General features: G+C 73.0%; 9 protein-coding genes and 1 pseudogene. 7 read left to right on the top strand and 3 right to left on the bottom strand.

Features of this window, described 5'->3' with window-relative positions:
* A pseudogene (locus tag AB0D66_RS23970) lies at positions 1–225 on the top strand (MFS transporter); the annotation flags it as partial.
* 215 nt (positions 226–440) lie between these two features.
* Here the strand turns inward: AB0D66_RS23970 and AB0D66_RS23965 are convergent.
* The 3 genes from AB0D66_RS23965 to gntD form a co-directional block, all read right to left on the bottom strand.
* Complete coding sequence (locus tag AB0D66_RS23965; protein ID WP_362307024.1) at positions 441–2,189, bottom strand: MBL fold metallo-hydrolase; 1,749 nt, start codon at positions 2,187–2,189, stop codon at positions 441–443.
* Positions 2,186–3,517, bottom strand: a complete 1,332-nt coding sequence (locus tag AB0D66_RS23960; RefSeq protein WP_362307021.1) for an MFS transporter — start codon at positions 3,515–3,517, stop codon at positions 2,186–2,188. Before AB0D66_RS23960 ends, AB0D66_RS23965 begins: the two co-directional genes overlap by 4 nt.
* 190 nt (positions 3,518–3,707) lie before the next feature.
* Positions 3,708–4,799 carry a guanitoxin biosynthesis L-enduracididine beta-hydroxylase GntD gene (gntD, locus tag AB0D66_RS23955; RefSeq protein ID WP_362307018.1) on the bottom strand — a complete coding sequence of 364 codons (1,092 nt, stop codon included), beginning with the start codon at positions 4,797–4,799 and terminating at the stop codon, positions 3,708–3,710.
* Positions 4,800–5,043: 244 nt separating this feature from the next.
* Here gntD and AB0D66_RS23950 point away from each other — a divergent pair, with 244 nt between their 5' ends.
* The 6 genes from AB0D66_RS23950 (at position 5,044) to AB0D66_RS23925 (ending at position 10,791) form a co-directional block, all read left to right on the top strand.
* Complete coding sequence (locus AB0D66_RS23950) at positions 5,044–6,924, top strand: radical SAM protein (protein ID WP_362307015.1); 1,881 nt, start codon at positions 5,044–5,046, stop codon at positions 6,922–6,924.
* Complete coding sequence (locus tag AB0D66_RS23945) at positions 6,924–8,498, top strand: amino acid adenylation domain-containing protein (RefSeq protein WP_362307012.1); 1,575 nt, start codon at positions 6,924–6,926, stop codon at positions 8,496–8,498. Before AB0D66_RS23950 ends, AB0D66_RS23945 begins: the two co-directional genes overlap by 1 nt.
* Positions 8,495–9,235, top strand: a complete 741-nt coding sequence (locus AB0D66_RS23940; RefSeq protein WP_362307009.1) for a hypothetical protein — start codon at positions 8,495–8,497, stop codon at positions 9,233–9,235. Before AB0D66_RS23945 ends, AB0D66_RS23940 begins: the two co-directional genes overlap by 4 nt.
* Entirely contained in the window at positions 9,232–9,429 is a 198-nt protein-coding gene (locus AB0D66_RS23935) for a hypothetical protein (RefSeq protein WP_362307006.1), read from the top strand. The genes AB0D66_RS23940 and AB0D66_RS23935 overlap by 4 nt, the downstream gene beginning before the upstream one ends.
* 67 nt (positions 9,430–9,496) lie before the next feature.
* The gene (locus AB0D66_RS23930) at positions 9,497–9,637 is read left to right on the top strand and encodes a hypothetical protein (protein ID WP_362307003.1); all 141 of its coding nucleotides are present in this window, start codon (positions 9,497–9,499) and stop codon (positions 9,635–9,637) included.
* Positions 9,638–9,708: 71 nt separating this feature from the next.
* On the top strand, positions 9,709–10,791 hold the full coding sequence (locus AB0D66_RS23925) for a hypothetical protein (protein ID WP_362307001.1): 1,083 nt from the start codon (positions 9,709–9,711) through the stop codon (positions 10,789–10,791).

The raw sequence follows: 10,791 nt of genomic DNA, 5'->3' as shown, positions 1-10,791 counted from the left end.
GCCACCCTGCCCGAAGCGGTCCGCGAGGCCTACCGGTACGCGGTCGCCGTCGGCACCCACTGGGCCTTCCTGGTCTGCGCGGCCATCGCCGTCCTCGGCTTCATCGCCGCGATCTTCATCAAGGAAGTCCCCCTCCGCGGCGCCCCCACCGCCCCCGCAGACGAAACCAAGAACGACACGGCCACCACCCCCGCCCCCGCCCTGCAGGAATCAGCCGCCCACTGAACCAACCCCCCTCTCCGGCACCCCCCAAGGGCCCGGCCCCGAAGGACGAAACCGTCCTCCGCGGCCGGGCCCTCGCCGTGCCACCCGGTGTGCGGCGGGTCTCCCGCGCCACTCAGGTGGCTGCGCGAGCGCCTGGCACGACACGGAAGGGCTGAGCGGGAACACACGAAGCGCCCCCTCCCGGTCGAAGGCGGGAGGGGGCGCTGGGTTCGGGGTCAGGGGTGGCGGGTCGGCCAGAGGCGTTCGCCGTGTTGGTAGAGGAGTTCCGCCGGGACGCCGCGGTTGCGGCAGCGGTCCAGGAGGAGGGTGGTCTGGCGGATCTGTTCCGACTGCGGGTCGTAGCTGGAACCCGTCAGGTGGCGCAGCCACGGCTCCAGGCCCAGGGCGTAGACGAAGACCTCCTGCGCGCCGAAGCGCTTGACCAGGCGTTCCGCCATGTCCGCGTCGCAGCCCTTGAGGCGGCGGGCCTGGTCGTGCGCGCGGTCCTGGGTGCCTTCCATCAGCGGGCCGTACAGCCATGACATCGGAGCGCCCACGCATTCCAGCCCGATGAAGACCGTGTCCACGTCCCCGGTGTTCTCCTGCACCCTGCGGTACAGGTCCGGGTCGATGTCCACCGCGTCCGTCGCGAACAGCACCCGCCGGCCGCCGATCTCCACCAGCGGGACCGCCTTGGAGCGGATGTCGAGGTCGCCGTGCTCGCCCAGGAACGGCAGCATCGTGACCTCGGCGTCCTCGCCGATCCGCGCCGACTCCATCTCGCCCAGCTCCACCACCGAGGTGAAGCCCAGCGCCTGGAGGAGGAGTTTGGGGCTCGGGTCCTCCAGGGAGCCGCCGCCGCCCCGGGGCACGAAGACCGTGTCCACCCGGTGGCGCAGCTGGAGCAGGGCCTCCACCGACACGTGGTCGCAGTGCAGGTGGCTCAGGACCACGGCGTCCAGCCGGTCGGGCAGGTCGGCCAGGGTGAGGTGGCGGTGGCCGTCGTCCGCGTAGCCGGGCAGCGGGTCCAGCAGCACGGCCGTGGAGCCGGTTTCCAGCAGGACCGTCGCGTGGTTGAGGTAGCGCATCCGTACGGAGCCCGCCGGAGCGCGCTCGTACGGCGCCGGGGCCGTCTCGGTGAACAGGCCCGCGAAGGCGGCCGCCGCGGTGTTCGACGAGGCCTCGTCCCCGAGCAGCAGTTCGGCCAGGCCGGCGACGTCGGCCCCGGTACGGCGCGAGGCGTACAGCGCGTCGAGGCGGGGGTCGGCGAACGGGATGCGCAGGTCGAGACGGTGCGCGCCCGGCAGGATCGGGCTGCCGAAGGTGAAGGGCTGCTCCAGGTCCGTGCGCGGGGCCAGCGAGATCACCTGGCCCTCGGCCAGCTCGGCCGCGTACGCCCGGTGGACCAGCGGCTCGAAGAAGCGCAGCCGCGGCCGGTTGCCGGTGTCGTAGACCAGCTCGACCAGTCCGCGCAGGCTCTCGGGCAGCTGGGCGTACAGCGACTCCATCGGCTTGCCGTCGGCCTGCTCGGCGAGCATCCGCTGGGCTTCCTTGATGTCCGCGGCCAGCCGCAGCAGGGGAGCGGCGGCCGTCTCGGTGGCGTCCAGCAGCTCCTCGGCGTCGCCGGGGACGCCGCCGTACGGGGCGAGGAACGGGCCGCCGTACCGGGCCGGGTTGCTCAGCGCGGAGGCGTGCACCTGCGGGGAGCGCAGGTAGCTGCGCAGCTGGGGCAGGTAGCGCTCGCGCAGGTTGAGCGCGGCGGTGTGCGGCGGCACCAGGTGGCACCAGGCGTACCAGCGGTGCAGCAGGGGCTGCGGGACGACGGACGGGTTCAGGTAACCCCTGGCCGCGCGGCGCCCGTTGAAGGCCGGGGCGGTCGGAACCACCGCGTCGCCCGGAAGCACCGCGGCCGCCCCGGCGGCCTGAGCCGTCGGGGCGGCCGGAGCCGCCGGCGCCGGGGAGGGGAGCGGCGCCGGTGAGGTCACGGTGTGCCTCCGGGGGGTGCGATGGCCTGGGCGGAGGCGACGGGCGGGACCGGGGAGCCGGGGAGGCGGCCGTCGTTCGGCTCGTCCGCGCCCGGCTTGTCGCCGGCCTGCTCGTCGCCGGCCGGGGACGCCGCGAGTGCGCCGCGCGCCGACAGCAGGGCCGGCGCGCACAGGGCGAGCGTGAGGAAGATGCCGCCACCGGCGATCACGAAGACCAGCCGCGGGTTGCCGTCGGGGCTCAGCAGGCTGCCGGCCAGGTATCCGGCCGTGCTGCCGAAGAAGGCGGCGGAGGACAGCGTCCCGCCGACCCGGCCCAGCACCTCGCCGGGCACGGCCTTCTGCAGCAGGGTCTCCTCGCCGACGTTGGCCACGCCGTTGCCGAGCCCCGCGATCAGCTGCATGGCGATCGCGGCGAACAGCACCGGGGCGGCGGCCGTCAGCAGCAGGCCGAGGCCCGTGAAGAACCAGCCCGCGAGCAGCACCCACACCGGCGAACGGCTCTCGGCCGCGCGGACCAGCCACAGCGAGGCGGCGACCATGGCGACGCCGAAGGACGCGGACAGCACGCCGAACCCGGTCTCGCCGGTGTTCAGCGAGTGCTCGGCGAGGAAGACCAGCGCCAGGTTGTCCAGCGAGCCGAAGAACAGGCCGAGCAGGAGCAGCAGCACGATGGCGCGGGCCACCCGGTGGTGGCGTACGAACTTCAGCCCCTCGACCGTGTCGCCCAGCAGGCTCTTGCGCTCGCCGGTGCGCAGCGGCTCCAGCGCCGGGATGCGCGTCAGCAGCAGGGCCGACAGCACGAAGGTGCCCGCGTTGATCGCGAGCGCGCCGTACGCGCTGCCCCAGGCGGTGAACACGCCGCCGAGCACCGGGCCGAGCGCGGCCTGCAGGTTGAAGGCGGTGCCCATCCACGCGTTGGCGGGCATCAGGTCCGCCTCGTCGACCAGGCGGGGGACCACCGTACGGCCGGCCGCGGAGAACACGGTGGAGGCGGCGGCGGCCACCGCGACCAGCGGTACCAGCACGGCCAGGCCCGGGCGGGCCAGCACGATGACTCCGAACACCGCGGCCTGCACCAGCTCGGCGGCGATCAGCAGGCGCCGCACGCCCATCCGGTCGGCGAGTGCGCCGGCGAGCGGTCCGAAGAACCGCGGCACGGACTCGGCCAGGAGGATCAGCGAGACGGCGGTGCCGGCGTGCTCGCCGCGGCTGACGAGCAGGACGAGGGCCACCATGGCCGCGCCGTCGCCGATCAGAGAGACCGCGCGGGCCAGCCAGAAGTGGCGGAACAGCCGGTGGCGTCGGATCAGATTGGGTTCTGCGGCCAAGGCCTTGAATCCTTTCAAGGGGAAGGTGTCCGCCCGCGGGTTCCGCCCGGCGGTTGTGCCCGCGGCCCTGGTCAGGCCATGGACCTGGTCAGACCGCGGACCTCGTCGGACCACGGCCTTGGTCAGACCGCGGACCGCGTCGGACCACGGCCTTGGTGAGAACGCGGACCTCGTCGGACCGCGGACCCGGTCAGACCACGGCCCGGCCGTGGTCTCCGCGCCGGGATCCGGCGCTGCGCCGCAGATCGGCGGTGAGGTTGATGCGCTTGAGCCAGCGGTCGGTGCCGTCGTAGCGGGCCGCGAACGGCCGGCGCCCGTGCACCGCGCGCTTGTTGTCGATGACGAAGAGGTCGCCGTTGCCGATCGTCACGTCGGTCAGCTTCGCCTCGATCGCGGCCAGCAGCGCGTTCTGCGCCTCGGCGGCCTGCGGGTCGAGCGGGTTGCTGTGCATGAACGGCGGGTCGACGCGCAGCCACGGGGCGGCGGGGTCGCCGTCCAGCAGCGCGATCGGCTCGGGCCGGTTCGCCATGGTGTCGATGCGGCGGAACTGCTCGCCGTCGGCGGCCTCGGCCGCGTCGGCGGCGCCGGTGGCCTGGTTGAAGCTCTTGGTGTGCGACTGGTCCGGCAGGATCGCGAAGCGCTTCTCGAACAGGACCGCGCGGTGCTCGTCGGAGAGCTCGATGTCCTGCATGGCGGCGAAGGTCGTGGCCACGGCGTCGTGGTTGCGCAGCCCCATCAGCATCATCCAGTCCGCGCGGTGCGGGTGGAAGGCGTCCTCGGTGTGCCAGTCCAGCATGGCCGTGGAGCCGGAGCCGAGCTGGTCGAACTCGTGCCCCCGGACCGGGTACAGGTCGAGGATCAGCCGTCCGCGCTGCTGGCTGCTGAAGGAGAAGGGCTCGCCGAGCAGGGAGCCGATCAGCCGCAGTACGGCGTCCGCGTGCCGCAGTTCGGGGCGGTCGGGGCGCTCCTGGTAGCGGGTGGGGGTGGGCCCCAGCGCGTTCTCGTCGATGAGCAGCCCGCCGACCAGGAATCCCGCGTGCGGGGCCCCGGACAGGCGGAAGTCGGTCATCACGCGCCGCAGCGAGCGCGGCAGCTCGTGGGACATCAGGGCGGCGAGCTGGAGGGAGCGCCGGGCGTCGAGGCCCGCGGAGTCCCGCGCGTACTCGTGGGCGAGCGCGGCCACCCGGTGGCGTTCGTCGGGCAGGAGTTCGATGCGCGGGACCCCCGGTCCCGGGTGTGACACCGCGGCGGACGCCGCGGCAGGCGGTGCGATGGTCTGCATGGTGGCTCCTCTGGAGACGCGAGGTTGCCGCAGCCTCTCAGGGCCCACTCGAATCGCACTCGAAACGGCCCGGCCGGCCGCGGGCGAGGGGCCCTTTACACCCTCCCGGAACCCCCGGAACCCACTCTGGCCTCGATCTCTTCCGCTCTTCAAGCGGTGCTGTAGTCCCCGGGGTTGTGCTTGTTCCCAGAACGCCACGGTCCCTCGGACGGACCGGCCACGAACGGGATGAGGTGAGCGAGACATGAGTACGACGGCAACGGTGAACGCGGCCAAGCGCAGGATCTACGTATCCGCCTTCAGCCGCTCCGCCTACCTCCCCGCCGTGTGGGGCGCCCTGCGCTCCTACGCCGACACCCAGCCCGACCTCGTCGAGGCCTACACCTTCGAGCAGCCGTTCTTCCTCCCCGAGCAGGCCAAGGACCCGGTCTCGCTCATGGAGGACCCGGCGGTCTTCGCGATGTCCTGCTACCTGTGGAACTTCAACAAGAACATGGCGGCCTGCCGGGCGGTGAAGGAGCGCTTCCCCCAGGCGGTCACCGTCGTCGGCGGCCCGCACGTGCCGGACAACGCGACCGAGTTCCTGCGCAAGCACCCCTACATCGACTTCGCGATCCACAAGGAGGGCGAGGCGCCCTTCGCCGAGCTGCTGCGGGCGCTGCTCCAGGACGAGCCCGACTTCTCCTCGGTCCCCTCGCTCAGCTACCGGGACCAGGACGGCACGGTCCGCCGCAACCCGCTCGGCGGCCAGCTGCCGCGGGAGATCGACGTGCCGAGCCCCTGGCTCACCGGCCTGATGGAGCCCTCCTTCGAGGCGGCCCGGGCGGCCGGCTACCAGCCGACCGTGCTGTGGGAGACCAACCGCGGCTGCCCCTACAGCTGCACCTTCTGCGACTGGGGCTCCGCGAACCAGTCGAAGATCCGCAAGTTCGACGAGGACCGGCTGCACGCCGAGATCGACTACTTCACCGAGCAGAACGTCTCGGCGATCCTGTGCGCCGACGCCAACTTCGGCATCCTCCCGCGTGACGTCGGCCTCGCCGAGCACCTCGTGCGCAACAAGCAGGAGAGCGGCTTCCCGGGCAAGTTCGTCACGAGCTACGCCAAGAACGCCAACGACCGGATCGTGCAGATCAGTTCGATGTTCGCGCTCAACGGCATGTCGAACGGCACCATCCTCGCGATGCAGAGCGGCACCCAGGACGTGCTGGAGCAGGTCAAGCGCTCCAACATGCCGGCCAAGAACTACGAGAAGCTCGCCGCCGCCTTCCGCGAGCGCGGTGTCGAGGCCTACACCGAGGTCATCGTCGGCCTGCCGAACGAGACCCCCGAGACCTTCGCCCGCGGCCTGTGCCGGATGCTCGAGATGGGCATCCACGACGACATCATGATCTACGAGTGCGTCCTGCTGCCCAACGCCGAGATGGGCAGCGCCGCCCACCGCGAGAAGTACCGGCTGGACACCATCACCCGCACCTACCTCCCGGACGACGTGGAGGAGGTCGAGGTGGTCGTCGGGCACTCGACGATGAGCCGCGCGGACTGGGTGCGCATGTACCTGTTCGGCGCCGTCCTGCAGGCCCTGCACAACCGGGGCATCACCCGCCGGCTCGCCACCTACCTGCACACCGAGGGACTCCTCGGCTACGAGGACTTCTACCGCTCGCTGGCCGACGCCGCGCTCGCCGACTCCTCCTCCGTCCTCGGCGCCGCCGTCGACCGGGCCCGCGCCCTGCTCTGGGAGTACATCGAGTCGCCCACCGTCCCCAACGAGGGCAAGGTGGCCTCCCAGCCGGACATGATGGAGCGCCTCGCCCGCTGGGTGCCGGACAAGGAGTCCTGGCTCATCTACGAATGGTGCTGGGCCTACGTACAGAACGAGCTGGACCGGTTCTACGGCGAGCTGCGGGGCCACCTCGAGACCGCCGGCGTGAAGATCGACGAACGCCTCGAGGAGCTGCTGCGCTACCAGCGCGCCTCGGTGTTCACCGTCGCCGAGGCCGGCACCACCCGCGTCGAGCTCTTCTCCTACGACTGGTCCGGCTACTTCCGCGCACCCGCCGAGGGACTCCACCCCGGCGTGCACGTCACGAGCTTCGAACCCCCCGCCGCGAGGATGCGCTGATGAACACGAGCCTGGCGGCCCGCGTTCTGCAACGCGCGGCACACGAACCGGACCGCACCGCGGTCGAACTCCCACGGACCCCCGCGGCCCCGGGACGGACCCTGGCCTACGGCGCCCTCGCCGACGCCGCCCGGGACCTGGCGGCCGCGCTGCACCGGCGCGGCGCCCGCCCCGGCGACACGGTGGCGCTGGTCGCCGCCAGCGTCCCCGAACTGGTCGTCGCCCTGCTGGCCACCGCCGGCGCCGGACTGGTGTGCGCGCCGCTCGACGACGCGCAGCCGCCCGCCCGGGTGCGCAGCGCCATGCGGGTGGCCGGCGCCGCGATCGCCCTGGTCGCCTCCCCCGAGCGGGCGGCGTACTGGCTCGCCGAACTCGGGGAGCAGGCCGTCGAGGTCGGTACCGGCCCGCGCCGCGCCGACGCCGGACAGGCACCCGCCTTCCCCGTACCGGTGGCCGCGGACGATCCCGCCTACCTGCTCTTCACCTCCGGATCCACCGGAGTGCCCAAGGGCGTACGGGTCGCGCACGGCCCCTTCGCCCGGCACTGCGAGGTGGCCGCCGAGGCCTACGGACTCACCCCCGACAGCGTCACGCTCCAGTTCGCCTCGCCCGGGTTCGACGTCGCGCTCGAGGAGATCTGGCCGACCCTGCTGTCCGGCGGACGGGTCGTGCTGCGCGGCGGCGGCCTGTGGTCGCTGCCCGAGCTGCTCGACGTCACCGCCGCCCACGGCATCACCATGTGGCAGCTGCCCACCGCCTACTGGACCCTGCTGGGCGCCGAGGCCGCCGTACGCGGCGACCTGCGCCCGCCGCCCTCGCTGGACACCGTGCTGATCGGCGGGGAGGCCGCCACCACGGCCGCCGCACGCCGCTGGCTCGGCTCGCCGATGGGAGCGGTCCGCCTGCTCAACGCCTACGGGCCCACCGAGGGCGTGGTCACCTCCACGCTGTACGAGGTGCCGCGCGAGGCCGGGGCCCTGCCGCCCGGGGAGATCCTGCCCATCGGCAGGCCGCTGCCCGGACGCTCGGTCCTGGTCCTCGACGAGGAGCTGCGGCCCGCGCCGCCCGGCAGCCCCGGCGAACTGTTCGTCACCGGGCCCTGCCTGGCCGACGGCTACGCCGGGGACGCGGCGGCGACCACCCGCGCCTTCCCCACCCTGCCCGACGGCCGGCGTGCCTTCCGCACCGGCGACCTCGCCACCGGGTCCGCCGGCGGCGTGCTCGTCTACCACGGGCGCCGGGACCGGCAGTTGAAGATCTCCGGCGTACGCGTCGAGCCGGGCGAGGTCGAGGCCGCGCTCGCCGACTGCGCCGGGGTCACCGCCGCCGCCGTCACCGTCGCCGGCGAGGGGGACCGCAGCCGCCTGGTGGCCCACGTGGTACTGGCCGAACCGCCCGCCGACCCGGCGCGCCGCGCCGGCGCCCTGCGCGGCGAGCTCGCCGGCCGGCTCCCCGCGGCCATGGTGCCGGCCCGGGTCGAGTTCCACGACCGGCTGCCGCGCACGGTCAACGACAAGGTCGACCACCACGCCCTGGCCGCCCCGGCCCGTACCGAGAGCGAGGGGAGCCGATGACCACCGTGCCCGCGGCCGCCACGCCGCCCACGACCACCACGCCGTCCACGGCCGCCACGCCGCCGACGGCCCCCACGCCCACCACGCCGTCCGCGGCGCCCGCCACGGGCGCCCCGGTACGGGAGTTCGCGCAGGCCCTGGCCCAGGCGGAACTCGCCGCAGCCGCCCGGGAGCTCACCGCCTTCGCGGACGCCCTGGACACCGCCACCGCCGTGTCCGAGCGGCCCGTGCCCGTACCGGGCTGGGTCGAGGTCACCGGCGAGGGCGAGGACGCGGCCGTCTCGCTGGTGCCGGCCGGGGTCTCCGGGCTCTACGAGGAGCTGTGCCGCATCGCGGACCCCGTGCGGCTGCGCGCCGCCGTGGTGCTCCTGCTCAACCTGAGCGTCCGCCTCCAGCAGGTACCCGGCGGCGCACAGGCCGCGGCCGCGGTGATGCAGTGCGGGGCGGAACTCGCCCCGGTGCTGGAGGCCGTCAACGGCGGCGCCCCGCCCCTGGTGGGACGCGCCGCACTCCAGCTCACCGTCGAAGACGAGCAGGTGCTGCTCGCCGACGAGCAGGCGCGCTGGATCACCGCCGAGCTGGACCGGCTCCCGCCCGGCCCGCGCCGCCGGTCCGTCCTCGGACTCGCCGCGCTCGCCGAGCAGCTGGAGGCCGACCCGGACGCCACGCGGGCCGCCCAGGCCCTGCGCACCGTCGCGGCGGACGCCGCCCGCGCCCTGGAGGAGGAGATCCGATGATCACCAGCCAGACGCTCGGGACCACGCTCTATCCCGTCAGCATCGGCGGCCACCTCGTGGAGGCCGCCGTGGAACTCGCCCGAGGAGCGGCGGCCCGGCTCAGCGCCGGGCTCGACCAGGAACGGCTGCGCGCACACGGTGACGCGGCGGCCGCCCTCCTCCGCCTCACGGCAGCGGCACCGCCCGCGCCGTGACCCACAGACGCCGGACCCCGCACCAGGCGGGATCCGGAGCTCCACCAGAACACGACTAGGAGTCGACGTGACCCAGAACAACATGGACCAGCAGTCCGCCATCGAGCAGTCCGCCCAGGCCGGCAGCGAGTCCGCCGCCGCCCCGGAGAAGGCGTCGATCAGCTCCCGCATCAGCAAGTACGGGAAGTACGACCGCCTCGAGAGCTGAGTTCAAGTCGTGTTCCGGGGTGCGAGTGAACGCACTCGCACCCCGGCACGCCTTTTTACAGGGAGGTTCCCTTGAGCACCGCACCGTCCGTAACGATCAGCCCGGAGCAGTTCCGCAAGGTCTTCGGGGGTGACCTCGGAGACGTCTTCCTCCTGGTCACGTCGCCGGGCGTGCGCAACGCGCTCATCGTCGAGAACAGCGCCACCCCGGTACAGGAGTACAACTGGACCGGCCAGGAGTCCCGTGCGGGCCTCATCGCCGAGATGGCCGCCATCCGCGAGTCCGGCCGCCGCGCCTCCGTCCTGTGGATCGCCGACGACGAGTTCGTCCACTTCGAGGACGAAGACCTCGTGGGCATGGCCATGGGCGCCTTCTCCAGCTTCTCGGCCCCCTTCTCCGTCGAGACGCTGCGCAACAACATCCGCGTCGTGACCGACGTCGACTACGAGCGCGAGCTCGGCATCGAGGAGGAGTTCCTGACCCTCCTCGACCAGGCCGACGACATGCTCTTCCTCGGCCGCGAGTTCGGCACCGAGGCCGTCTTCCAGCACCAGCTCTCCGAGCACTGGTTCTCGCTGCACGGCCCGCTCCTGCCCGGCCAGCAGGTCGTCCTGCCCACCGGCGAGCTCAGCTCGCTGGTCAACGCCTCGGGCGAGTTCGAGCTCCACACCCACTTCAAGCTGGACGGCGAGATCACCCTCCAGGGCGCGCCCATCGTCCACCGCGGCGAGCACACGACCAGCCTCGCCGAGACCGAGCAGGTCTACCGCGACCTGGTCTCCATGGCCGACCAGCCGGCGATCATCTCCCTGGCCGAGGGCCGCATCACCGCCGTCCGCCCGGCCGTGGCCGGCCGCACCGAGTTCGCCACCAACCTCGAGAAGCTGCTGGCCGCGGACGACCGCTACGCCAAGCTCCACGAGATCGGCTTCGGCACCAACACCAGCTGCTCCCCGCTCCAGCCCAGCAACTACTTCGCCAACGAGCGGCACCCCGGCGTGCACCTCGGCCTGGGCCTGGGCACCTTCACGCAGTACCACATCGACCTGATGAGCACCGCCATCGACGTGGTCATGCGGGGTGTCGAGGGCAAGGACGTCGAGCTGTTCCAGGCCCTGCGGGTGCTCCCGGAGCGGATCACCGCCGGGGTCTGA

The sequence above is a fragment of the Streptomyces sp. NPDC048270 genome (genome assembly GCF_040652335.1).
GTDB lineage: Bacteria > Actinomycetota > Actinomycetes > Streptomycetales > Streptomycetaceae > Streptomyces.
This window is presented reverse-complemented; position numbering and strand designations above follow the sequence as displayed.